The organism is Dokdonella sp. (assembly GCF_017744955.1).
Lineage (GTDB): Bacteria > Pseudomonadota > Gammaproteobacteria > Xanthomonadales > Rhodanobacteraceae > Dokdonella_A.
This window is the reverse complement of record NZ_JAGIAG010000012.1, coordinates 1-24,187: the sequence shown is the minus strand read 5'-3', so window position 1 is coordinate 24,187 and position 24,187 is coordinate 1. Positions and strand designations below refer to the sequence as shown.

Sequence of the window (24,187 nt, the reverse complement as noted above, 5' to 3'; positions counted from 1 at the left end):
TATGGAGTCTAGAGCGGCCATCCATGGCCGCACTTTTCAAGTGAAGCAAAGGGCATTGGGGCTTGCAGTGGGGATGAGGGGATGCATGGATCGCTCGCTCTGGGTGTGATTGCGGCGATGCTCGCCGTATCGACTGCCGCCGCAGCGCCGCCGCCGGCGCCACCGCAGTTCGTCTCGCTGACCGTCGCCGACGGCCTGCCGTCGAGCGTCGCCTACAAGACCGTGCAGGATCGCGAGGGCTTCATCTGGATCGGCACGCAGGACGGCCTGGCGCGCTACGACGGCCTCGGCTTCCGTGTGTTCCGCCACGATCCGGCCGATCCGGCTTCGCTGCCGTCCAACGACGTCTCGGCGCTGCTGGTCGATCGCGCCGGCAACCTGTGGTGCGGCGGCGAGGCGAGCGGCCTGAATCGGCTCGAACCCGACGGCCGCGGCTTCCGGCACTGGATGCACGCACCGAACGAACTCGGCACGCTCGGCAGCGACGACCTGTTCACCATCGTGGAGGACGCCGACGGCGCGATCTGGGTCGGCACCTATCTCGGCGGCCTCAACCGCCTGCTGCCGGACGGCAGCTTCCAGCGCTACGACCACGACGCCGACGATCCGGACAGCCTGCGCTCGACCAGCGTCATCAGCCTGCTGCCGGACGCGCGCAAGCGCTTGTGGATCGGCACCGACGACGGCGTCGACGTGCTCGACGCCGACGGTCGCCTGCTCCACGTCGAATTGCCGCCGACCGCGCAGCGCCCCGGTCCGACCAAGGTGTCCTCGCTGGTGGCGGAGCCGGACGGCGGCGTGGTGGTCGGCACCACCAAGGGGCTGTTCCGCGTCGACGCGCAGTTGCGCTATCGCGGCGAGATCGGCGCGACGCCGGCGCCGCTGCGCGTGCTGTCGATGGCGCGCGGCGACCTGGACGCGCTGTGGATCGGCGTCAGCGGTGGACTGATGCGCAGCGACGCGCGCGGGCTGCATCGCTACGGCGCGGTCGAGTCCTCGCCGGGCGCGTATCCGGGCGCGCGCACGATGGACATCCTGCACGACGGCGAAGGCGGCACCTGGTTCGCCCTGTACGACGGCGGCGTCGCGCGTCTGCCGCCGCACTGGCGCAACTTCTCCGTGTTCCGCCACGTGCCGGGCGACGACGGCAGCCTGGCGCGTCCGCGCGCGAAGACGCTGATGCAGGATGCCTCCGGTGCGATCTGGGTCGGCAGCGGCAGCGACGGCCTCGACCGCATCGACGCCGACAGCGGCCGCATCGAGCGCTGGGGCGAGCGCCTGCGGTTGTCCGGCTCGCCGTTGTCGGCGGTGCTGCCGCAGGGCGACGCGCACGTCTGGGTCGGTACGGCGTCCGCGCTCAGGCGGTACTCGCTGCGCGATCTCGGCGCCGTCGAGGTGCCCATGGATCTGCGTCGCGCCGATGCGCTACCGCCCGGCATCGTCGATCAGCTCGTGACCGCGCGCGACGGCAGCGTGTGGGTCGGCGTGCGCGGCGGCGGCGTTGCGCGGATGGCCGCCGATCCGCCGCGCGTGCTCGCGCGCTACACGCCGAGCGGCGGCAGGCTCGACAACGCCGAGGTGTTCGCGCTGGCGCTCGATCGCGACGGCAGTCCGTGGTTGGCGACGATGGGCGGTATCGAGCGCCACGACGCGACGCAGGACCGCTTCGTCGTCGTCGCCGGCGTACCGCGCGAGCAGATCACCGCCTTCGACTTCGCCGCCGACGGCTCTTTCTGGCTGCATCGGCTCGGCGCGCTGGAGCGCTACCGCCTCGGCCCCGATGGCGCCGCCGAGCGCATGCAAAGTCTCGGCGCGGCGCAGGGCTGGCCGACCCTGACCGCCTCGGCGCTCGCGGTCGCCGCCGACGGCAGCGTCTGGGTCACCTCGCCGCGCGGCTTGTGGCGCGTCGACGGCCGCAGCGGCGCGATCCGCCGCTTCGACGAGCGCGACGGCCTGCCGAGTTCGGAGTTCCTCGCCGGCGCCTTGATCCGCGCCGCCGACGGCGCGCTCTATGCGGGCACCTTGCACGGCGTGGCGGGATTCGACCCGCTCGCGCTGCAACTCGATTCGCCGCCGTCGCCGCTGCATCGCACCGCGCTCGACGTGCGCCGCGACGGCGTCACGCGCCCGCTCGATCCGGCCGCGCCGGTCGAACTCGACTACGACGACCTGGATTTCCGCGTCGAGGCACGCCTGCTGTCCTACGCCAACTCGGCCGCCAACCGCTACCGCGTGCGACTGGACGGATTCGATCGCGACTGGATCGAGGCCGAACGCGGCGAACGCATCTACTCGCAGCTGCCGCCCGGCGACTATCGCCTGCGCGTGCGCGCGGCGAACGCCGACGGCGTTTGGAGCGAACTGCCGCCGCTGCCGGTGCGCGTCGCCTCGCCGCCGTGGAAGACGCCGACGGCCTACGCGCTGTACGCGCTGACATCGGCGCTGGCCGGCTACGCCGTGTTCGGCGGCTGGCGCGCGCGCCTGCGCCGGCGCCACGCCGAGGCCTTGGCGGAGGAACGCCGCCGCAGCGCCGAGCAGCTCGTCGACGCCAAGTCCGCCTTCCTCGCCACCATGGGACACGAGATCCGCACGCCGATGACCGGCGTGCTCGGCATGAGCGAGCTGCTGCTGGCGACGTCGCTGGACGAACGCCAGCGCGGCTACGTCGATGCGATCCGCCAGTCCGGCGAGCTGATGCTGCGCGTGGTCAACGACAGTCTCGATCTGGCGCGCATCAAGGCCGGCAAGCTCGCCTTGAGCGTGGCGCCGTTCGATCCGGTTGCGCTGCTGCGCGAGGTCGCCGCGGTGCAGAAGCCGCTGGCCGAACGCAAAGGACTTTCACTCTCGCTCGACGTCGCCGCCGGCGTGCCGGCGAGCGTGCTCGGCGACGCGCTGCGCGTGAAGCAGATCCTGCTCAATCTGGCCAACAACGCATTCAAGTTCACCGAGCGCGGCGGCGTCACGCTCGGTCTCGCGCGGGCCGACGACGGCCTGGTGTTTCGCGTCGCCGACAGCGGCCCGGGCATGAGCGAGGAAGTACGCGCGCGCCTGTTCGGACGCTTCGAGCAGGCCGACGGCGTCGCCGAGCGGCACGGCGGCAGCGGGCTGGGCCTGTCGATCTGCCGCGAACTCGCGCAGCGCATGGGCGGACGCATCGACGTCGCCAGCGCGCCCGGCGCCGGCAGCACGTTCAGTGTCACGTTGCCGCTGGCGCAAGCACCGAATGTCGCCGCGGCGATTTCCGCGATGGTGCCGGCCGCCGCGCCACGGAGCCTGCGCGTCCTGCTGGTCGAAGACGACGCGACGGTGGCCGACGTCGTGGTCGGACTGCTCGCCCGGCTCGGCCATCGCGCCCTGCACGCGCCGAACGGGCTCGCCGCGCTGGCCGAACTCCAGTGCGCGACGACGGCGGGCGAAGCGGGCTTCGATCTCGCCCTGCTCGATCTCGATCTGCCCGGCCTCGACGGCCTGCGGTTGGCGCGCATGATCCGCGCGTCCGGGAGCGCCGCGCGCCTGCCGCTGATCGCTCTCACCGCGCGTTCGGTCGGCGACGAGGAGGCGCAGATCCGCGCCGCCGGCATGGACCTGCTGCTGCGCAAGCCGACCACGTTGGAGTCGCTCGGCGAAGCGATCACCGCCGCGGCCCGCCTCTGAGGTCGCGCGCCGGTTCGCGGAGGACGGTCGGGTGCGCGTCGCGCGATTCCGCGCGCCGCGTTTTCGCTACCGGTTCGTGCGATGCCGCGTCATTGCCCGTGCACCGCGTCGACCAGCACCGCGACGTGCGCGGGATCGATGTCCGGCGTGATGCCGTGGCCGAGGTTGAACACGTGGCCCGTATGCGGACCGAATCCGTCGACGACCTTGCGCGCCTCGGCGCGGATCGCTTCCGGCGAGGCGGCCAGCACGGCCGGATCGAGATTGCCCTGCAGCGCGACGCGCGCGCCGACGCGCGCGCGCGCCTCGGCGATGTCGATGGTCCAGTCCAGGCCCAGCGCGTCGCAGCCGGTGGCGGCGAGCGCTTCCAGGTGCGCGTTGGCGCCTTTCGAGAACAGGATCACCGGCACCTTGCGCGACGCCGGATTCGACTTCAGCAGCGCCACGATCTCGGCCAGGTAGCGCAGCGAGTAGTCGCGGAACGCTCCCGGTGCGAGCAGGCCGCCCCAGGTGTCGAACACCATCAGCGCCTGCGCGCCGGCGGCGGCCTGCGCGGCCAGGTAGCTGGCGACCGACTGCGCCAGCGTGTCGAGCAGGCGGTGCATCGTCGCCGGATCGTCGAGCGCCAGCGCCTTCGCGCGCGAGAAGCTCGACGAGCCTTCGCCTTCGATCATGTAGCAGGCCAGCGTCCACGGGCTGCCGGAGAAGCCGATCAACGGCACCCGCTCGTTCAGTTCGCGGCGGATCAGGCGCACCGCGTCCGGCACGTAGCGCAGGTCGGTTTCCGGATCCGGCACGCCGAGCTTGTCGACGTCAGCGGCGCTGCGCAGCGGATGGCGCAGCTTCGGGCCTTCGCCGTCGACGAAGTGCAGGCCCAGGCCCATCGCGTCGGGAATGGTCAGGATGTCGGAGAACAGGATCGCCGCGTCGAGCGGAAAACGCGCCAGCGGCTGCAGTGTGACTTCGCAGGCCAGTTCCGGCGTCTGCGCCATCTTCAGGAAGCTGCCGGCGCGTTCGCGCGTGGCGCGGTACTCGGGCAGGTAGCGCCCGGCCTGGCGCATGATCCAGATCGGCGTCTTGTCGACGGGCTCGCGGCGCAGCGCGCGCAGGAAACGGTGGTCGGGCGTGGACATGTCGGCCTCGGGATGCGGGATCGGTGAAAACTAATCAGTGAAACGGATCGTCGAAAAGCGGGGGGCGCCATTGTCGCCGCACCGATGCGGCCGCGGGGCGCGGCGATTGGACTCAGGCCGGATGCGGAGCCGGCACGCTCAACTCGCGCGGCGTCCGTCGAAGCCCTGGCTGAACATGACCTGGAAGCCGCGCTTGAGCTGGGTGTCGCGCGCGTGCTCGAAGGCGTTGATCGCCGCGTCGCGCTCGAGGAACAGCTCGCGCTTGCTGCTGGAGCGGGCGCCTTGCTGGCCCCATTCGCGAAACAGCGTCCAGCCGCCGAGCAGGTCCTGCTCGAGCACGATCTGGTAGTAGCGCGGCGCTTCGGCGCCGGCGGCCTGGGTTTGCATGAAGAGGCGCATGGTCGTCTCGGATTGTAACCGTACCGGCCCGGGCGGCGGGGCGCGGACTTAGGAAGAAAAAGGCGTCGGACGCGGATCTCACGGATGGACGCGGATGAGAAAGAGGCAGACGAAAAACGGAGATTCGCTCTATCTGCCTTTATCCGCGTCGATCCGCGTCAAGTCTTTCCGCCGAGCACCCCGGCAATCGCGCGTTCGTCGACGTCCGCGACGATCTCGGCGCGGCCGATGCCGCGCCACAGGATCAGGCGCAGGCGGCCGCTGAGGTTCTTCTTGTCCAACTGCATTAGGGCGAGCAGGCGTCCGGGATCGCAGGCCGGCGGCGTCGTCGGCAGGCCGAGCGCGGCGAGCAGGCGCTCGAGCCGCCCGGCGTCTTCGCGCGGCGCGCGGCCGAGATCGGCCGACAGCCTGGCGGCGAGGACCATGCCGATCGCGACCGCCTCGCCGTGCAGCAGGTTGCTATAGCCGGTCTCGGTTTCGAGCGCGTGGCCGAAGGTGTGGCCGAAGTTCAGCAGCGCGCGTTCGCCGTGTTCGTGCTCGTCGCGCGCGACCACGCCGGCCTTGTGCCGGCAGCTGCGCGCGATCGCCTCGATCAGCGCGGCGTCGTCGCGCGCGTTCAGCGCCGCGGCGTGCGCTTCCAGCCAATCGAAGAACGCGACGTCGCCGATCGCGCCGTACTTGACCACCTCGGCGAGCCCGGCGCGGTATTCGCGCGGCGGCAGCGTCGCCAGCGTCGCGGTGTCGGCGACCACCGCGCGCGGCTGATGGAACGCGCCGACCAGGTTCTTGCCCGCGGGCAGGTTCACGCCGGTCTTGCCGCCGACCGAGGAGTCGACCATTGCCAGCAGCGTGGTCGGCATCTGTACGAAGTCGACGCCGCGCATCCAGCACGCGGCGGCGAAGCCGGCGAGGTCGCCGATCACGCCGCCGCCGAGCGCGAGCAGGGTGGCGTCGCGGCTGGCGCCGAGCTCGGCCAGCGCTTCGAACACCTCGCCGCCGTTGGCCAGCGTCTTGTGCGCTTCGCCGTCCGGCAGGACGAGCGCTTCGTGGACGAAGCCGTCGAGCCCGGCCCGCACGCGTTCGAGGTACAGCGGCGCGATCGTCGCATTGGTCACGACCAGCACGTGACGGCCGCGGATCGCCGTGCGCCAGCGGGCGGCGTCGCCGAGCAGGCCGGCGCCGATCCAGATCGGATAGCTGCGCGTTCCGAGCGCGACGTCGACCGTGGTCATGCCAGCGTCTCCGCGCGGCCGCGCCGCCAGCGCGCTTCGAGCAGGTCGAGCAGGTCGTGCGCGGCGTGCATGCTGTTGCCGACGCCGACCGAGTCGAGGTGCAGGTCGGCGATCTCGGCGTACAGCGCGTTGCGCCGGTCGGCGAGCTGTTCGAGCCGTTCGCGCCGGTCCGGCGCCTGCAGCAGCGGACGATGGCGGTCGCGCGCGAGGCGCGCGAGCTGGGCGTCGACGCTGGCGTCGAGCCAGATCACGTAGCCGCGTTCGCGCAACAGGCGGCGATTGCCGGCGTCGAGCACGGCGCCGCCGCCGGTCGCCAGCACGATGCCTTCGCGCGCGGTGACTTCGGCCAGCAGGGCGCTCTCGCGGCGGCGGAAACCGGCCTCCTGTTCGAGTTCGAAGATCAGGCTGATCGCGGCGCCCGTGTGCGCTTCGATTTCGTGGTCGAGGTCGAGGAAGGGCATGCGCAGGAATTCGGCCAGGTGGCGGCCGACCGTCGATTTGCCGGCGCCCATCGGCCCGATCAGGAACAGGTTCGGCGCGGGATTCATGCCGGAATGCTAGCAGCGGCGCCTCATGCGGACACGTCTCTGGCGTAAACTGGGCGATCTTTCTGGCGCCCTGCGATCCGTCCGTCTCATGCTGCGTTTCGTCCTGCTGTTCCTGTTCTTCCTCGCCGCGCTGTTCGTGCTCGAATTGCTGCAGCCGGTGGAGCAGTACGTGATCCTGCCGTTCACCGCGGCGATCGCCAAGGTCTGCGTCGGGATCGTCGGCCTGTTCGACCCGAACGCGGTCGCCTACGGCAAGATCCTGCAGACCGCCAGCGGCGATTTCGCCATCTCGATCGAGCGCGGCTGCAACGGCGTCGAGGCGGTCATCATCCTGGTCTCGGCGATGCTCGCGTTTCCGGCGCCGTGGAAGTACAAGCTGGCCGGCATCGGCGTCGGCTTCGTGGCGATCCAGACGCTGAACCTGGTGCGCATCATCAGCCTGTTCTATCTCGGCCAGTGGAGCCGGCTCTGGTTCGAGTGGTTCCACTTGTACCTGTGGCAGGCGCTGATCGTGCTCGATGCGCTGGTCGTGTTCCTGGTCTGGCTGCGCTACCTGCCGCGCGACGCGGCGCGGGCGGTGATTCCTGAACGGCCGCAGCCGACGGCGGCGCAATAGAACCCGCTTCGGGAGCGGAGGGGTTCCTGCGCGGCATTCTCCACATCGTCGCGCTTTACCGGGTTGCGCACAGGTTCACATTGGGGCGATTCCGCCGCCGGTTGGCGGGCTTTCGCGCCGTTTCGGCTTTGTTATAGTGTCGGCGTTCCAGTAGTGTCAGCGTTCCCGCCTGAGGAGAAAGGCCATGTCCGTTGCCAAGGTCATCGAACTGAGCAGCTCGTCGCCGAAAGGTCTCGAGGATGCGGTACAGAAAGGTCTCAGCAAGGTTTCGCAGACGGTCAAGAACATCAAGAGCGCCTGGGTCAACGAGATCAAGGTGATGACCGACGACGACGGCCGCGTCACCGAATGGCGCGTCAACATGCGCATCAACTTCATCGTCGAGTGATGGCGGAACACCATAGTTCGACGCAATTCGCAGCGAGCGGGGCGACTGCATGAACAAGCTCGGTCTGGTCGTCGGCGTGCTCGAGGACGACCCCGACATGGCTGCCCTGGTCGGCCAGTGGCTGGAGGAATCCGGCTACGCGGTACGCCTGTTCCGCAACGCGACCGAGTTCCGCCGCCGCCAGGGCACCGAGGCGATCGACCTCCTGGTGCTCGACTGGATGCTGCCCGACAGCACCGGCATCGAAGTCATCGGGACGATCCGTTCGTCGGCCAACGGCAAGCTGCCGGTGGTGTTCCTCACCGCGCGCGACGCCGAGGACGACATCGTGCGCGGCCTCGCCAGCGGCGGCGACGACTACGTGGTCAAGCCGCCGAAGCGGCGCGAACTGCTCGCCCGCCTCGGCGCGGTGCTGCGCCGGCACGGCAGCGATACCGAGGCCGGTGCCGGCGACACCGTCGAACTCGCGCCGTACCTGGTCGACTCCAAGCGGCGCAAGGTCAGCATCGACGGTCGCGAGATCGACCTGACCCAGCGCGAATTCGACCTCGCCAATTTCCTGTTCCGCCGCCACGGCCGCATCGTCAGCCGCGACGCGCTGCTGGAGAACGTCTGGAATCTCAGTGCGGCGGTGTCGACGCGCACGGTCGACACCCACGTCAGCCGCCTGCGCAAGAAGCTCGACCTGAACGGCGAGAACGGCTGGCGCCTCGCGGCGATCTACCAGCACGGCTATCGCCTGGAGCAGGTCTAGCGCGATACGAGCTGATCCGGGGATGCATGGCGGCGCGCATGAATGCCACAATGCTGGCATGACACCGCCGGGGGGAACCGTGGCAACCGCAGCGAAGTCGCTTCCACGCAAGAGCAAGACCGGCTCGCGCTCGCGCGTGCCGGCGGCAGCGCGCCGGCCGGCTGCGCCGCGTCCGCAACCCAGGAGCAAACCGATGGCAGACCCGAAGAAGCCGGCCGCCGACGCCGGCGCCGACCGCAATGTCGACCAGATCCGCGACATCCTGTTCGGCGGCCAGATGCGCGATTACGAGCGCCGCTTCCAGGAACTCAACCAGCGCTTCGAAGCCGAGCTCGCGCGCATGCGCGATGCGCAGGAGAAGCGGCTCGCGCAGATCGACAAGCGCATCGACGACCAGCTCGACAAGCTCGGCAAGCTGGTGCGCCAGGAAGTGCAGGACCGCAACAGCGCGGTCGACGACCTGGAGTCGCGCCTGCAGCAGGCCGCGCGCACCGCGCGCGGCGAGGTCAACAAGGCGCTCGAAGCGCTCGAGCAGGAATTGAACGCGGGCGACGAGCGCCACCGCGCCGCGCTCGCCGATCTGCAGGCCAGCGCCAGCGCGCGCGCCGGCGAAACCGAGGCGGCGCTGTCGCGCAGCAACGCCGAGCTGCGCGCCGACAAGGTCGGCCGCGACGATCTCGCCGCGCTGCTGACCGAGTTCGCGCTGCGCCTCAAGGGCGATTTCGATCTGCCGACGTTGAAGTGATCCGCGGACCCGCCGCCGACCGACCGCCGACGTGACCTCGTCAGGATCCGGCCAGGACTCGCGCGAGCCGTCGGCGGACGCCGCCGCGGTCGTGTCCGACCTGCTCGAGGAAAGCCCGCCGCCCGGTGAGTTCGAGCGTCTGCGCGAACTCCTGCTCGGCGAGGAACGCCGCGCGCTCGACGCCGCACGCGCGCGCATCGCCGAGCTCGAACGCACGCAGGACAATCTCTCGCAGCGCCTGCCCGGCGCGCTCGAGGCGCTCGCCGACGAGGCATCGACCACGCGCGTGGCGAACGCGCTGGCCGCGCCGGTCTCGCAGGCGCTCGGCGCGGCCGTGCAGCGCAACCGGCAGAGCCTGATCGACGTGCTGTTCCCGATCATCGGCCCGCTGATCCGCAAGTCGATCGCCGAAGCGCTGCGCAACCTGGTCGCCGACCTCAACGGCGCGATCGAGAGCAGCTTCACCCTGCGCGGCCTGAAATGGCGCGTGGAAGCCTGGCGCGCCGGCGTGCCCTACGCGCAGGTCGTGCTGAAGCACCGCCTCGCCTACGCGATCGACCACGTGTTCCTGATCGAGCGCGACTCCGGCCTGGTGCTGCACCACGAGGCCGCGCCCGGCCTGCCCGAGCTGGACAAGGACGCGATCGCCGGCATGCTGACCGCGCTCGGCGATTTCGTCGGCGACTCGGTCGGCCGCGAGGGCGGCGGCACGCTGGAATCCGTGCGCGTCGGCGAGCACCTGGTGTGGATGCTGCACGGTCCGCGCGCGAACCTCGCCTGCTTCATCCGCGGCGTGCCGCCGCAGGCCCTGCACGGTCTGCTCGAACAGCGGCTCGAGGAAATCCACGCGCGGCTCGCCGCCGCGGCGGACGAGGATCCGCGCACGCCGCAGAACCAGACGATCTGGCACGAGGCGCTGCAGCCGCCGGCACTGATCCAAGAGGCCGGTCGCAGCGCCGAGTCGGAGCAGCGCAAATCGCCTTCGCGCTGGCCGTTGCTGCTGATCGTGCTCGTGCTGGCTGCGCTGCTGTTCGCATTCCTGCTCAGCCGCGAACGCTGGCAGGCGCGCGTCGACGACTTGCGCGGCAAGCTCGAAGCGCATCCCGGTTTCGTGCTGAACGGCATCGAGGCCAAGCCGTGGAGCCGCCTGGTCGTGCACGGCCTGCTCGATCCGGACGCCGCGCCGCTGGCGCCGCTGCTCGACGCGTCCGCGTTCGGCGGCGTCGAGCCGAAACTCGACGCGACCGGCTATCTCTCCACCGACGACGCCGTCGTCGAACGCCGCGCGCAGCGCCTGCTGCAGCCGCCCGCCGGCGTGCGCATCGCGGTCAAGGACGGCGCGCTGAACCTGTCCGGCGCCGCGCCGCAGGCCTGGCTCGACACGGCGACCGAGCGCGCCGGGTGGATCGCCGGCGTGGCGCGCGTCGCATCGACGCTGACGCCGGAAATCGATCCCGTCGCGACCGCGCGCGCGGAGCTGCAGCGGCTGGTCCGCGAGTTTCCGTCGACCCAGGTCGGATTCCTCGACGACGCGACACCGGCGGACGACGCCGCGAACGCCGTCGACACGATCGCGCGCGAAGCCCGGCGCGCGATCGAGTTGGCGAAGATCGGCAAGGTCCGCGTCCGCCTGACCTGCGTCGGCGCCAACACCGAAGTCGGCAGCGGGCAGACCAACCAGCGCCTGCGCGCGGCGCGCGCGCAATGGCTGGCGCTGGCGCTGGCGGCACGCGGCGTCGGCGGCACCGACGGCGGCGCGCTCGCCACCGACGGCGATGCCGGCCTGAACCGGCGCGTCGCCTACCTGCGCCTGACGGTCGAGGACACTCCCTGACATGCGGACGCACAAGCTTTGCATGCTCGGCGACTTCGGCGTCGGCAAGACCAGCCTGGTCGCGCGCTTCGTGCGCAGCACCTTCTCGGCCAAATACCTCACCACCGTCGGCGTCAAGGTCGACAGCAAGGAAGTCGCCCTGCCGGGGCGCGAACCGCTCAAGCTGGTGGTGTGGGACATCGCCGGCCGCGGCGCGCTCGACGGCGTCGGCGAGAACTACCTGCGCGGCGCCTCGGCGCTGCTGCTGGTCGCCGACGGCACGCGCGAGGCGAGCCTCGCTTCGGCGCTCAATCTTCTGATGCAGTCGCGCCGCAGCCTGCCGAACGCGGTCGTCGCGCTGGCGGTCAACAAGCTCGACCTGGTCGATCGCTGGGAAGTCGCACCGGCGACCCTGGCCGAACTGCGCAACACCCTGCCGGTGTTCGAGACCAGCGCGCTGTCCGGCGACGGCGTCGAAGCCGCGTTCGCCGACCTCGCCGCGAGGCTGGCACCGTGACGCCGATGCCTGCGCTGCCGTCGGCGGTCGAGGACTATCTGCGCGACACGCTGATGCGGCGCGCGCATCCGCTGCTGCTCAGCTTCGGCGACGACTGGCAACTGCGCGAGCTGCACGGCGATCCGGCGGTCTACGGCCTCGATGCCGAGCACGGCCTGCGCGAATTGCAGGACCTGTTCATCGGCCTGCCGCTGGACGGCCACCAGGATCTTCCGTTCGTCGAGTTCTCCAACGGTCGCAGCGCGCACGTGCACCTGATCGCCGACGCGCCCGGTTTCCACGTGCTGCTGCTCGACGCCGAGGAAGAGCGCGAGCGCCAGCGCGCGCAACAGCAGCTCGGCCACGATGCCGTGCTGACCGGACACGAGCAGTCCAAGGCGATCGGCCGCCTCACCGAGATCCGCAACGAACTCGAACGCCAGCGTGCCAGCCTGGAGGAGGCGAACGCGCTGAAGAACGCGCTGATCGCGACCCTCAGCCACGAGTTCCGCACGCCGCTGACCTCGATCTTCGGCTATCTGCATCTGCTCGAACGCCGCCTCGACGGCAGCGGGAACGCGGCGCAGGCGTTGCAGGCGGTGCGCCGCAACGCGACGTATCTGTTCACGCTGGCGGAGAACCTGCTGGAGTACGGCCGCGGCGAGTCCGGCGCCGCGCTGCTGAATCCGGTCGAGGTCGACCTGACGCTGCTCGCGCGCGATCTCGACGCGATGTTCCGTCCGCTCGCCGAGGACAAGGGCGTCGCGTTTCGCGTCGACCTGCTCGTCGAGGAAACCGCGCCGCCGGTGTTCGACGAGGTGCGCCTGCGCCAGATCGTCGTCAATCTGCTCTCCAACGCGGTGCGCTACACGACCAAGGGCGAGATCGCCTGCGATCTGGTCTGGCGCGACGGCCGGCTCTCGATCGACGTCGCCGACAGCGGCATCGGCATCTCGGCGGAATTCCGCGACAGCGTGTTCAAGCCGTTCAATCGCGGCGGCCAGTCCGGCAGCAAGGGCGCCGGCCTCGGCCTCAGCATCGTGCGCCGGTTGATCGAGCAGATGCGGGGCGAGCTGCGACTCGAATCCGAGCTCGGCCGCGGCACGCGCTTTCGCGTCGAGCTGCCGCCGCTGGCGCGCGCGGCGGCGAAGTCGGCGGCTTCGCACGCGGCGCCGTTTCCGCGCGGCGTCCAGGCGCTGGTCGTCGACGACGATCCGGACATCGCGCAGCTGCTCGAAGTGCTGCTGATCGACCTCGGCTTCGAGGTGCGCGTGGCCGAGAACGCGTCCCAGGCGATCGCGGAAGCGACGCGGCAGCCGCCCGACGTGCTGCTGATCGACGTCGAACTGCCGGGCCTGTCCGGCAACGCGGCGGTGTTCCAGCTGCGCTCGCACGGCTACCGCGGGCGCATCGTCACGCTGTCGGCCACCTCGACCGGCGACGCGCGCGACGCTTCGCTGCGCGCCGGCGCGGATCACTACCTGACCAAGCCGCTGAACCTCGACCAGTTCGTCGGGGTGATGCAGCGGGCGTTGCAGGGGGAGGCTTCAGGGCAGAACCCGGACGCGGATCGACGCGGATGAGCGCGGATCAGAAGCGCTGATTGATCGGCTGTTCGTCGGTTCTTCTTCGGACGCCTACGTTCAAATCGCGTAGCCCGGTCCATCAGGCAATCCGCCAAAAAATCGATTCGCTCTATTCGCGTTCATCCGCGTCGATCCGCGTCTAGCTCCCCCGTCACCACACGCTCCCCATCCAGCCGCAAACGCAGATCCGCACGCTCCGGCAGCGTGCGCAGCGCGACGCGGCTCAGGCGCTCGTAGTGCATCAGGAAGCGCGCGAGCGCCCGGCGATCCATCGCCTGCGGCGCGCCGCGGCGGCGCAGGGCGCGTTCCTGTTGATCGCGCCAGCGGGCGACGACGTCGAAGCTCGGCGCCTGCAAGAGAATCAGCAGGTCGAGCCGACGCCACAGCTTCGCGTAGCCGTGCGCGAGCTCGTGGTTGACGCGGCGGCGCCACTGCAGCGCGCGATCCTCGTCGCGTTCGAGCGCGTTGAGCGGGCGTCGCAGCTCGGCTTCGCGCTGGGGCGGCACGCCGACGCACCAGCCTTCGAGCAGGATCAGTCGCGGCGGCGAGGTCACGCGCCGCCAGCGCGACGGCGGCAGGCGCGTGTCGCGACCCTTGTCGAAGCGGGGCAGCCACGCGGGATTTCGTGCGCTGGCGCGGCGCAGCGCGGTCAGCGTGCGCGACAGCAGGTCGAGATCGTGCGTGCCGGGCACGCCGCGCGTGGCGAACAACGGGTGCACCGTTCGCGCGAGGTCGCGCCGCGCGCGGCGGCCGAGGTAGAAGTCGTCGAGCGAAAGCACGACGCAGGCGATGCCGCGCGCGTTCGCCGCGGCGGCGAGTTGCCGCGCGAAGGTGCTCTTGCCCGAGCCTTGCAGGCCGGAAAGCCCGACCAGCCACGGCGAGCGGCGCGCGCGCAGGCGTTCGACAGCGGCGTCGATCGTCGCGCTCACCACCGCCTCGGGATAGGCGGAGCGCGTGCTAGCATCCTCGCGCATGACTTCCTCCTCCGCTGACTCCGGCGCACTCTACCAAGAGGCGCTCGACACCTTCCGCACTCTGCTCGCAGAGGCCACCGCCGCCGGCGATCCCGAGCCGACCGCGATGACGCTGGCGACGACCGACGGCGAGCGCCTTTCCGCGCGCGTCGTATTGCTGAAAGGCGTCGACGAGCGTGGATTCCGCTTCTTCACCAACTACGAAAGCGACAAGGCGGCGCAGCTCGCCGCCGAGCCGTCCGCCGCGCTGTGCTTCCACTGGAAGACGCTGCGCCACGGCGTGCAGGTGCGCGTCGAGGGGCGCGTGACGCAGCTGCCGGCGGAGGAGTCGGACGCCTATTTCTCGAGCCGCCCGCGCGGCAGCCAGATCGGTGCCTGGGCCTCGCAGCAATCGCGTACGTTGCGCGATCGCGCCGAGTTCGAGGCGCGCATCGCCGAGGTCGAAGCGCGCTTCGTCGACGGACCGGTGCCGCGCCCGCCGCACTGGGGCGGTTTCGTGGTGGCGCCGCGGCGCATCGAGTTCTGGTACGGTGCCGACTTCCGCCTGCACGAACGCGTGCTGTACGAAGCTGACGCGCCGACGTGGACGAAGCGGCTGCTGTATCCGTGACGACGGCGGTGGACATTCGCGCCGTCGACGCCGGCAACGCCGCCGCCCTGGCCGAGCTGCGTGCGCAGTTGTGGCCCGAGGACGACGCATCGGCGCATCTCGGCGAAGCGCTCGACGCGCTCGAACGACCCGACCGCGCCGTCGCCTATCTCGCATTCGACGCCGGCGGCGCGGCGGTCGGTTTCGTCGAGGCGACGCTGCGGCACGATTACGTCAACGGCACCGACGATTCGCCGGTCGGCTTCCTCGAAGGCCTCTACGTCGTCCCGGCGCAGCGCCGGCGCGGCGTGGGGCGTGCCCTGGTCGCCGCCGTCGAAGACTGGACGCGCGGACGCGGCTGCGCCGAGCTGGCCTCGGACGCGCTGCTCGACAACGCCGCCAGCCATGCCGCGCACGCCGCCTACGGTTTCGAGGAAACCGAGCGCGTGGTGTATTTCCGGAAGATCGTCCGTGGATAGTCGACCATGAGCATTCTCGTCACCGGCAGCGCCGGCCACCTCGGCGAAGCCCTGATGCGCAGTCTGCGCGCACAGGGGCGTGCAGCAATCGGGCTCGACCTCGTCGCCTCGCCGTACACCGACCGGGTCGGTTCGATCGTCGACCGCGCCTTCGTCGAGCGCGCGATGCAGGGCGTGCAGGCCGTGCTGCACACGGCGACCCTGCACAAGCCGCACGTCGCCACGCACGCGCGGCAGGATTTCGTCGACACCAACATCAGCGGCACCTTGAACCTGCTCGAAGCCGCCGCCGCGAACGGTGTCGCCGCGTTCGTGTTCACCAGCACCACCAGCGCGTTCGGCGATGCCCTGGTGCCGCCACCCGGCGCGCCGGCGGCGTGGATCACCGAGGACGTCGCGCCGGTCGCGAAGAACATCTACGGCGCGACCAAGACCGCGGCCGAGGACCTGTGCCGGCTGTTCCATCGCAAGCAGCGCCTGCCGTGCCTGGTGCTGCGCACCTCGCGTTTCTTTCCCGAGCCGGACGACGATCCGCAGCGGCGCGACGTCTACCTCGACGCGAACCTGAAGGCGAACGAGTTCCTCTATCGCCGCGCCGACGTGCAGGACCTGGTCGACGCGCACCTGCTCGCGATCGAGCGCGCGCCGGCGATCGGCTTCGGCCGCTACATCCTCAGCGCGACCACGCCGTTCCTGCCTGAAGACCTGGCCGAGCTGCGCGCCGACGCGCCCGCGGTGGTGCGCCGGCGCGTACCGGAATACGAAGCGGCCTACGCGCCACTCGGCTGGCGCATGCACGCGTCGATCGATCGCGTCTACGTCAACGCCCGAGCGCGCGAAGAACTCGGCTGGCGTCCGCGCTACGACTTCGCGCACCTGCTCGCGCGGCTGCGTGCCGGCGAGGATCCGCGCAGCCCGCTGGCGCAGGCGATCGGCATCAAGGGCTATCACGGCGACGCGTTCGCCGACGGGTTGTATCCGATCGACGGTTGAACGGGACGAGCGGTGATGCGTGCGACAATCGCCGCATGTCTTCCCTCATCGGCCCACGCCGCATCGTCTGCCTGACCGAAGAACCGACCGAGGTGCTGTACGCGCTCGGCGAGCAGGAGCGCATCGTCGGCATCTCCGGGTTCACCGTGCGGCCGGCGCGTGCGCGCAAGGAGAAGCCGAAGGTCTCCGCGTTCACCAGCGCGAAGATCGACGCGATCCTCGCTCTCGAACCGGATTTCGTGATCGGCTTTTCCGACATCCAGGCCGAGATTGCGCGCGATCTGGTCAAGGCCGGCGTCGAGGTCTGGATCAGCAACCACCGCAGCGTCGCCGGCATCGTCGACTACATCCGCCGCCTTGGCGCGCTGGTCGGCGCGTCCGAACGCGCGGAGGCGTATGCGCGCCGCGCCGAGGCGCACCTGGCCGAAGTCGGGAAGGCCGCCGCCGCGCTGCCGCGGCGTCCGCGCGTGTATTTCGAGGAATGGGACGAGCCGCCGATCACCGGCATCCGCTGGGTCGCCGAACTGATCCGCATCGCCGGCGGCGACGACGTCTTTCCCGAACGCGCCGAGCGGCCGCTCGCCCGCGACCGCATCCTCGCCGATGCGGACGAAGTCGTGCGGCGTGCGCCGGACCTGATCCTCGGTTCCTGGTGCGGCAAGAAATTCCGGCCGGACAAGGTCGCCGCGCGACCGGGCTGGGATGCGATCCCGGCCGTGCGCGACGGCGAGCTGCACGAGATCAAGTCGCCGATCATCCTGCAGCCGGGACCGGCGGCGCTGTTCGATGGACTCGATGCGATCCACCGCATCGTGGCCGCATGGGCGCAGCGAAGCGCCGGATGACGGGCGCGCTCGAGCGCCCGGCTCAGTGCGTTGCCTACGGGCGCGGGAAATTCGAGCGCTTCCATGGATGCCCGCGTTCGCGGGCATGACGTGGACGCGCGCGAGCAGGCCTTCGAGCGCTAGCCGGCGGGGCCGGCGAACAGGATCAGATTGCCGTCGGGATCGAGCACGACGAAGGTGCGCGCACCCCAGGGTTCCTCGCGCAGCGTCCGATGAAAGCGCGCGCCGCTCGCCTGATAGTCGAGGAAGAGCTGTTCGATCTCCGCCGTGGTGTCGACGGTGATCGCCGCCGACAGCAGCTCCTCACGGATGCGCACGTCGTCGACGAAGACAGGCCCGTGCACCAGCCGCAACGCGAGCGGCGCGCGATCGCGCGAGACTTGCGCGTAGAACGGCGGCTCGCCGTAGACGAAGTCGACGGTGAAGCCGAGCGTGCCGGCGAAGTAGGCGCACGAGGCGCGCACGTCGGCGACGAACAGCTGCGCGGCGACCGACGTGAACGTGATCGCGACCGGGTCCATCGCGTTCGCCTCAGGCGCCCTGCGACAGGCGCAAGCCGAAGTCGAGCACCGGCCCGACCAGCAGCACGCGCGCGAGCAGGATCACCAGCATGACGACCATCGGCGACAGGTCGAGCCCCGCGACTGCGGGCAGGCGCTTGCGGATCGGTCGCAGCACCGGATCGGCGAGCTGGTAGATCAGCGGCACCACCGGATTGGCGCGGTCGACGTTGACGAAGCTGAGCAGCACGCGCACCAGGATCAGTCCGAAGTACAGCATCAGCAGGAAGTCGAGCAGGTCGGCCAGCGCGATCAGCGGCAGTCCGGCCAGGCCGAGATGACGCCCGTCGAGCACGTAGAGCAGGTACAGCTTGAGCGCGCAGAGCAGCCACGCCAGCAGCACGCCGGCGAGGTCGAGATTGCGCCAGGCCGGAATCAGCTTGCGCATCGGCATCAGCACCGGGTTGGTGATCCTGTACAGGAACTGGCAGACCGGGTTGTAGAAGTTCGCGCGCACGATCTGCAGCAGCACGCGCAGCACGATCAGCGAGATCAGCAGGACGAAGGCGAAGTTGACGAGGATCTGTGCAGCACTGGCGAGGTAGCCCATCGTTGCGCTCCTAGCCCTGCGCCGCGGCGAGTTCGCGTCCGCGCACGACGGCGGCGTCGATCGCCGCCGCGGCGAGTTCGCGCAGGCCGCCGTTGGCGAACGCATCCAGCGCCGCCGCGGTGGTGCCGCCGGGCGAGGTCACGCGTTCGCGCAGCGTCGCCGGCGCCTCGCCGCTTTCGACCAGCATGCGGCCGGCGCCGAGGCAGGTCTGCGTCGCCAGCGCGCGCGCGGTCTCGCGCGGCAGGCCTTGGGCGACGGCGGCGTCCTCGAGCGCTTCCGCCAGCAGGAAGAAATACGCCGGACCCGAACCGGACAGCGCCGTCACCGTGTCCATCAGTTCCTCGCGCTCGATCCACGCCGTGCGTCCGGCGGCGGCGAGGATCGCCTCCGCCTGCGCGCGCCGCACTTCGTCGGCCGCCGCGTTGGCGATCAATCCGGTCGCGCCGGCGCCGATCAGCGCCGGCGTGTTCGGCATGCTGCGCACGATCGGCAGCTCGACGCCGAGCCATTCGCGCAGTTGCGCGATGCGCACGCCGGCGGCGATCGAGAGGATCAGCGGCCGCGACTGCGCGACCTGCGGCGCGAGATCGAGGCAGACCTGCTTCAGCACCTGCGGCTTGACCGCGAGCACGATCACGTCCGCGTCGCCGGAGGTCTGCTCCGCGCGCTCGTGGACGGCGATGCCGAAATCGCGCGCGAGCGTCCCGCGCAGGTCGGCGTTCGGCTCGACCACCGCGATCGACGCGGGTTGCGCGCCGCCGCGTACCAGCGCGCCGATCAGGCTGCGTGCCATGTTGCCGCCGCCGATGAAGGTGATGGCGGGGCCGGGATTGGAGAGGGGGAGCTGGGGATTGACGGGCATGTTTCCGTGCGGTCTTCGATGTTCCCGGCAAGCATAGCAAGGCCATGCGCTGGTTCACGATGTCGCCTTTCCGGCGGCGGGAGAGGTCCATCCGAGGCGGGAGCGGGTCGTGCAGCGGACGCGATGCGGGATTGCGTGGCTATACCGGGGCGCAGCCGCGGGTAGTCGCAGCTACGTTCCGAACGCCCTCATCTTCCATGCGCGGGAGAAGGAGCGGGGCGAGCGCCGAACAGGGCGGACCCGATCCGCACCATGGTCGCGCCTTCCGCGATCGCGAGCTCGAAATCATCGCTCATGCCCATCGACAAGGTGTCGACGCCGGCATGCTCGGCGCGCAGTGCGTCGAACAGCGCACGCATGCGGCGGAACGCGGTACGGCGTCGATCGACATCCGGGACGGGTTCGGGAATCGCCATCAGGCCGCGCAGGCGCAGATGCTCGGCCTGCGCGACACGGCGGGCGAGGTCGGCGACCACCTCCGGCGCGCAACCGGACTTGCTCGCCTCGTCGTCGACGTTCACCTGGATCAATACGTTCAACGGCGTCGGCGCACCGGCACGGTGGCGCGACAAGGGTTCGATCAGCTTCTCGCGGTCCAGGCTCTGCAGCCAGTCGAAATGCCGCGCCGCCTCGCGCGCCTTGTTCGATTGCAGCGGTCCGATCAGATGCCATTCGATCGCTTCCGCGCCGATGTCGAGCGCAGCCAGCTCTCGCTGCTTGGCGATCGCCTCCTGCACGTAGTTCTCGCCGAACGCACGCTGGCCTAGGCGGTACTGCGCGCGAATCGCCGCCGCCGGCTGCGTCTTCGACACCGCGAGCAGGCGTACGTCGCGGCCCTGTTCCGCGCGTGCGGCGGCGAGGCGCGTGCCGATCGATTGGTAGGCTGTTTCGCAGAAATCCATCGCCGGTCTGCGTAGGGTGGGGCGGGCTATACTGCCGTAATCCATCGCTTGAAGGGGCTAGGGGAATCGCATGGACATCGCCGAGCTGTTGGCGTTTTCGGTCAAGAACAAGGCTTCCGATCTTCACCTCTCGGCGGGCCTGCCGCCGATGATCCGCGTCGACGGCGACGTGCGCCGCATCAACATCCCGGCACTCGACCACAAGCAGATCCACGCGCTGATCTACGACATCATGTCGGACAAGCAGCGCCGCGACTACGAGGAATTCCTCGAGGTCGATTTCTCCTTCGAGATCCCGAGCCTGGCGCGCTTCCGCGTCAACGCGTTCAACCAGAACCGCGGTTCGGCGGCGGTGTTCCGCACCATTCCGGCCGAGGTGCTCACGCTCGAAGACCTCGGCGCGCCGCGCGTGTTCAAGGAGCTGATCGCCCAGCCGCAGGGCCTGATCCTGGTCACCGGTCCCACGGGTTCGGGCAAGTCGACCACGCTCGCGGCGATGGTCGATCACGTCAACAAGAACGAGTACGCGCACATCCTCTCGGTCGAGGACCCGATCGAGTTCGTGCACACCTCGCAGAAGTGCCTGATCAATCAGCGCGAAGTGCACCGCGACACGCACGGCTTCAACGAGGCGCTTCGCTCGGCGCTGCGCGAGGACCCGGACTACGTGCTGGTCGGCGAGCTGCGCGACCTCGAGACGATCCGCCTCGCGCTCACCGCGGCCGAAACCGGCCATCTGGTATTCGCGACCCTGCACACCAGCTCCGCCGCAAAGACGGTCGACCGCATCATCGACGTATTCCCCGCCGGCGAGAAGCCGATGGTGCGCTCGATGCTGTCGGAATCCCTGCGCGCGGTGATCTCGCAGAGCCTGCTGAAGAAGGTCGGCGGCGGCCGCATCGCTGCACACGAGATCATGGTCGGCATTCCCGCGATCCGAAACCTGATCCGCGAGGACAAGGTCGCGCAGATGTATTCGTCGATTCAGACCGGCAGTCAGTACGGCATGCAGACGCTGGATCAGTGTTTGCAGGATCTGGTGAAGCGGGGGTTGGTGACGCGGCAGCAGGCGGGGCAGTACGCGAAGAACAAGGAGATTTTCAAGTAGTGAATACGAGGGCAATAAGATTTTCGTTGAGTATTGAGAAGATGGAATAGAAATTATTCTTCTATGGCCGTTAATTGAGCAGGGAAGTTCTAATATGAATATTGAATTGGAGAACAATCTTATTCGGCGCTTGACGAGCGCGATACTTGTTTCTGTATGCGCGATCTTTGGAGTGTTCTTCTCGGTCGAATCCAGGGCTGAAATTGACAATGTCGTATATTGCGAAGGCTCGTTCCCGCCGTCACCGCCGGAATCATGCCCGGTTTTGGATATTGGAAAGAGCGAATGCGTGAGTCCTTTGACAGGGCCTTGGTATTGGTTCGCAGCTAGCTCGAATTCTACCAGTACTCCTGAGTGCAATTTGCCGCTTACAGGATCTGAGAATTTATGCCAAGAAGAGGATATGGCGTGGCAGGCTTGGCGAGCCAATATCCACATACCTGTATGTCAAGAGCCAGTGAGAACATATGAATGCACAAAAGTCGTAGGGAGGACTCTGCGGATAGATAGTTTCTTGGCCAATAATTATGACATAAATATTGGTTATGGGAGTGCGGAAAATTGCACAAATACTTCGGAAGCTTTGGGGCTCTCTCAGCAGGATAGAGATGTGGGTTGTCCTCCTGGATATTCACCTCATCTTGATTCACTTTGTATGCGAATCAAACCCGAAGTATGCCCGGTAGGAAATCCCATTCAATGCGCAGGTGGGCAGAAGATGGAGACGGAAGTCGATATCATCTCCTCCAGTTCGGCTTCCCTGGCTTTTCTTCGTTACTACTCGAGCACCGGATTTTATTCGTCGGCGGGTGCCGAGCGTGCCCTCGAGGAGCTTGGCCAGAACTGGCGGCATTCCTGGCAGAGCTCCATTGTGGTGGAACCCGCTCTGGCGGCGGGTCAGGATACCTACGCCTACGTCGTGCGCCCGGACGGGGACTATCGCCACTTTCGGTTGGGCGGTGGTGTCTGGGTGGGGCGAGCGGACAAGTCGGAATCCTTGCAGGAGGTCATATCCGGTGGGCTCCGTGCCGGCTGGATTTATGTTGCCGCCGACGATTCCATCTATCGTTACGACGCTCACGGCGTCTGGCAGTCACTTGAGCGCTATGGACAAATCACCACGCTGACGTATAGCGACGGTTCGACGCCGCCCGCGATAGCGCCGCGGCCGGGGCTTCTGGTCCGCGTGACCAATGCGCAAGGTCGATCCTTGTATTTCCGCTACGACGCCGATGGGTTTCTGATCCAGGTCACCGATCCAGCCGGCGCCGCCGTCGACTTCCGGTATGTGACGAACCAGTCGCCCGGATTTCCAGCGACCAACAGCGGTTTGCTTCAGTTCGTGGATCGCGCCGACGGTTCGACGCGCGAGTATCGCTACGACGAGGCCGCTCACGTTCCCGCCAACTTCGCCTATTTCAATCTGCTGACCGGCATCGTCGACGAGCGCGCGCAGCGCTACGGCACCTACAAGTACAACACGCAAGGTCGTGCCTACCAGGAATACCACGGCAGCGGCGCCGACCTGCTGACCCTGACTTACAACGGTACCTACACGTCGGCGACCGGCTCCACCATCCTCGTCACTCCGTCCGGCCAGGTCGAACGCCGCCGCTTCATCGCCAACAACGGCATCCTGCGCGACGCCGGCACCGACCACTGCGCCACTGCGAACTGCTCCTCGATCACCCGCAGCTCGAACATCACCTACGACACCAACGGCAATCGCGACCTGGTCACGGACTTCAACGGCGTGACGACGGACTACGGCTATAACACGCGCGGTCAAGAGACCTCGCGCGTCGAGGCCTCGAATACCTCCGGTACTGGCTCACCGAAACGCACGATCGAGACCCAGTGGCATACGGACTTCCGCGTCCCCGTTTCGCGCAAGACGAAGAATGCCAGTGGCGCCGTCGAAGCCAAGACGACCTGGGCCTATAACCCCCGCGGCCAGGCCACAGCGCGCTGCGAACTCGACCCCGCCGACGCCCCGGCGATGAGCTACCCCTGCAGCGCGACGAGCGCCCCGCCCGCCGGCGCGAAGGTGCGCCGCACGGTGACGACCTACTGCGAACCGGCCGACGTCACCGCCGGCACCTGCCCGCTGGTCGGCCTGGTCCGCTCGGTCAACGGCCCGCGCCCGGCCAGCGATACCGGCATGACGGCCGGCCAGGACGACCTCACCACCTATACCTACTACCTGACCGACGACGCGACCTGCGCCAGCAACGGCGCCTGCCCGCACCGCAAGGGCGACCTGTGGAAGGCGACCAACGCGCTCGGCCAGGTCACGACCTACGTCACCTACGACAAGAATGGCCGCGTCACGCGCACCCAGGACGCCAACGGAACGTATACCGACTTCGCCTATCACGTGCGCGGCTGGCTGACCGACCGCAGCGTGCGCGCCAACGCCACGCCGGGCGTGGGCGATGCGACCACGCACCTCGACTACGACGCGGTCGGCAACGTCACGAAGGTCACCCAGCCCGACGGCGCCTTCCTCGCCTACACCTACGATGACGCGCACCGGCTGATCAAGATCGCCGACAACCAGAACAACACGATCGACTACTGCCCCGGCGGCCTCGGCAGCGCGCAGTGCCTGGACGCCGCCGGCAACCGCCGCGTCGAGCAGGTCAAGGATCCGTCCGGCACGATCAAGCGCGCCCTGAGCCGCAGCTACAACCCACTGAGCCAACTGGTGCGTCTGAACAACGCGGCTGGCACCGCGGTCGAGCTGTCACAGGGCCTGTCCGCCACCGGCGTCGCCGACGGCTACGACGGCAACGGCAACCGCGTGCTGCAGCAGGACGGCCTCGGCGTCACCACAAAACAGCGCTACGACGGCCTCAACCGCCTGGTCGAGACGATCCAGAACCTCGCCGGCGTCGACACGGCCACGGCCAATACCACCACCGGCTACGTCTACGACACGCGCGACAACCTGCGCCAGGT

Annotated in this window: 22 protein-coding genes and 1 pseudogene; 14 read left to right on the top strand and 9 right to left on the bottom strand. The window is 69.0% G+C overall.

The window, feature by feature from the left end; translation table 11 throughout:
* The first annotated feature begins 81 nt into the window (after positions 1 to 81).
* The gene (locus tag J7520_RS17425) at positions 82 to 3,654 is read left to right on the top strand and encodes a hybrid sensor histidine kinase/response regulator (RefSeq protein ID WP_291191082.1); all 3,573 of its coding nucleotides are present in this window, start codon (positions 82 to 84) and stop codon (positions 3,652 to 3,654) included.
* Positions 3,655 to 3,743: 89 nt separating this feature from the next.
* On the opposite strand, the gene hemE is transcribed toward J7520_RS17425, so the two are convergent.
* From hemE to J7520_RS17405, 4 genes are all read right to left on the bottom strand, one after another.
* Positions 3,744 to 4,787 carry a uroporphyrinogen decarboxylase gene (hemE, locus tag J7520_RS17420; protein ID WP_291191080.1) on the bottom strand — a complete coding sequence of 348 codons (1,044 nt, stop codon included), beginning with the start codon at positions 4,785 to 4,787 and terminating at the stop codon, positions 3,744 to 3,746.
* A gap of 138 nt (positions 4,788 to 4,925) precedes the next feature.
* Positions 4,926 to 5,186 carry a WGR domain-containing protein gene (locus tag J7520_RS17415; RefSeq protein WP_291191077.1) on the bottom strand — a complete coding sequence of 87 codons (261 nt, stop codon included), beginning with the start codon at positions 5,184 to 5,186 and terminating at the stop codon, positions 4,926 to 4,928.
* Between the two features lie 158 nt (positions 5,187 to 5,344).
* On the bottom strand, positions 5,345 to 6,418 hold the full coding sequence (aroB, locus tag J7520_RS17410; protein ID WP_291191074.1) for a 3-dehydroquinate synthase: 1,074 nt from the start codon (positions 6,416 to 6,418) through the stop codon (positions 5,345 to 5,347).
* Entirely contained in the window at positions 6,415 to 6,966 is a 552-nt protein-coding gene (locus tag J7520_RS17405) for a shikimate kinase (RefSeq protein ID WP_291191071.1), read from the bottom strand. The genes aroB and J7520_RS17405 overlap by 4 nt, the downstream gene beginning before the upstream one ends.
* Before the next feature lie 88 nt (positions 6,967 to 7,054).
* On the opposite strand from J7520_RS17405, the gene xrtH reads away from it, so the two are divergent.
* The 7 genes from xrtH (at position 7,055) to J7520_RS17370 (ending at position 13,361) form a co-directional block, all read left to right on the top strand.
* Entirely contained in the window at positions 7,055 to 7,582 is a 528-nt protein-coding gene (xrtH, locus tag J7520_RS17400) for an exosortase H (protein ID WP_291191067.1), read from the top strand.
* 184 nt (positions 7,583 to 7,766) lie between these two features.
* A complete protein-coding gene (locus J7520_RS17395; RefSeq protein WP_291191064.1) occupies positions 7,767 to 7,970 on the top strand; it encodes a dodecin family protein in 204 nt (67 codons plus the stop codon).
* A gap of 49 nt (positions 7,971 to 8,019) precedes the next feature.
* Entirely contained in the window at positions 8,020 to 8,724 is a 705-nt protein-coding gene (locus tag J7520_RS17390) for a response regulator transcription factor (protein WP_291191061.1), read from the top strand.
* Positions 8,725 to 8,917: 193 nt separating this feature from the next.
* Entirely contained in the window at positions 8,918 to 9,469 is a 552-nt protein-coding gene (locus J7520_RS17385) for a hypothetical protein (RefSeq protein WP_291191058.1), read from the top strand.
* 31 nt (positions 9,470 to 9,500) lie between these two features.
* Positions 9,501 to 11,303 (top strand): hypothetical protein, encoded by a 1,803-nt coding sequence (locus tag J7520_RS17380; protein ID WP_291191055.1) that lies wholly within the window; start codon positions 9,501 to 9,503, stop codon positions 11,301 to 11,303.
* Position 11,304: 1 nt separating this feature from the next.
* Entirely contained in the window at positions 11,305 to 11,799 is a 495-nt protein-coding gene (locus tag J7520_RS17375) for a Rab family GTPase (protein ID WP_291191052.1), read from the top strand.
* A 5-nt stretch (positions 11,800 to 11,804) separates the two neighbouring features.
* Positions 11,805 to 13,361 (top strand): ATP-binding protein, encoded by a 1,557-nt coding sequence (locus tag J7520_RS17370; protein WP_291191228.1) that lies wholly within the window; start codon positions 11,805 to 11,807, stop codon positions 13,359 to 13,361.
* A 122-nt stretch (positions 13,362 to 13,483) separates the two neighbouring features.
* On the opposite strand, the gene J7520_RS17365 is transcribed toward J7520_RS17370, so the two are convergent.
* Complete coding sequence (locus tag J7520_RS17365) at positions 13,484 to 14,338, bottom strand: kinase (protein ID WP_291191050.1); 855 nt, start codon at positions 14,336 to 14,338, stop codon at positions 13,484 to 13,486.
* Here J7520_RS17365 and pdxH point away from each other — a divergent pair.
* Genes pdxH through J7520_RS17345 form a run of 4 tightly spaced genes read left to right on the top strand, consistent with a single transcriptional unit; the run spans position 14,337 to position 17,244 of the window.
* Positions 14,337 to 14,948, top strand: a complete 612-nt coding sequence (gene pdxH / locus J7520_RS17360; protein ID WP_291191048.1) for a pyridoxamine 5'-phosphate oxidase — start codon at positions 14,337 to 14,339, stop codon at positions 14,946 to 14,948. The genes J7520_RS17365 and pdxH overlap by 2 nt on opposite strands.
* Before the next feature lie 8 nt (positions 14,949 to 14,956).
* Positions 14,957 to 15,406: an aminoglycoside 6'-N-acetyltransferase gene (gene aac(6'), locus J7520_RS17355; protein ID WP_291191045.1), complete on the top strand. Its 450-nt coding sequence runs from the start codon at positions 14,957 to 14,959 to the stop codon at positions 15,404 to 15,406.
* Between the two features lie 6 nt (positions 15,407 to 15,412).
* On the top strand, positions 15,413 to 16,399 hold the full coding sequence (locus J7520_RS17350; RefSeq protein WP_291191042.1) for an NAD(P)-dependent oxidoreductase: 987 nt from the start codon (positions 15,413 to 15,415) through the stop codon (positions 16,397 to 16,399).
* Positions 16,400 to 16,434: 35 nt separating this feature from the next.
* Complete coding sequence (locus J7520_RS17345; protein WP_291191039.1) at positions 16,435 to 17,244, top strand: cobalamin-binding protein; 810 nt, start codon at positions 16,435 to 16,437, stop codon at positions 17,242 to 17,244.
* A gap of 119 nt (positions 17,245 to 17,363) precedes the next feature.
* Here J7520_RS17345 and J7520_RS17340 read toward each other — a convergent pair whose 3' ends face one another.
* From J7520_RS17340 to J7520_RS17325, 4 genes are all read right to left on the bottom strand, one after another.
* Complete coding sequence (locus tag J7520_RS17340; RefSeq protein ID WP_291191036.1) at positions 17,364 to 17,765, bottom strand: VOC family protein; 402 nt, start codon at positions 17,763 to 17,765, stop codon at positions 17,364 to 17,366.
* 10 nt (positions 17,766 to 17,775) lie between these two features.
* The gene (locus tag J7520_RS17335; RefSeq protein ID WP_291191032.1) at positions 17,776 to 18,354 is read right to left on the bottom strand and encodes a YggT family protein; all 579 of its coding nucleotides are present in this window, start codon (positions 18,352 to 18,354) and stop codon (positions 17,776 to 17,778) included.
* A gap of 10 nt (positions 18,355 to 18,364) precedes the next feature.
* Complete coding sequence (gene proC, locus J7520_RS17330; protein WP_291191029.1) at positions 18,365 to 19,216, bottom strand: pyrroline-5-carboxylate reductase; 852 nt, start codon at positions 19,214 to 19,216, stop codon at positions 18,365 to 18,367.
* Between the two features lie 188 nt (positions 19,217 to 19,404).
* Positions 19,405 to 20,118 carry a YggS family pyridoxal phosphate-dependent enzyme gene (locus J7520_RS17325; RefSeq protein WP_291191026.1) on the bottom strand — a complete coding sequence of 238 codons (714 nt, stop codon included), beginning with the start codon at positions 20,116 to 20,118 and terminating at the stop codon, positions 19,405 to 19,407.
* A gap of 70 nt (positions 20,119 to 20,188) precedes the next feature.
* Here J7520_RS17325 and J7520_RS17320 point away from each other — a divergent pair, with 70 nt between their 5' ends.
* On the top strand, positions 20,189 to 21,226 hold the full coding sequence (locus J7520_RS17320; protein WP_291191024.1) for a type IV pilus twitching motility protein PilT: 1,038 nt from the start codon (positions 20,189 to 20,191) through the stop codon (positions 21,224 to 21,226).
* Positions 21,227 to 22,412: 1,186 nt separating this feature from the next.
* Positions 22,413 to 24,187 (top strand): annotated as a pseudogene (locus J7520_RS17315) (hypothetical protein); the annotation flags it as partial.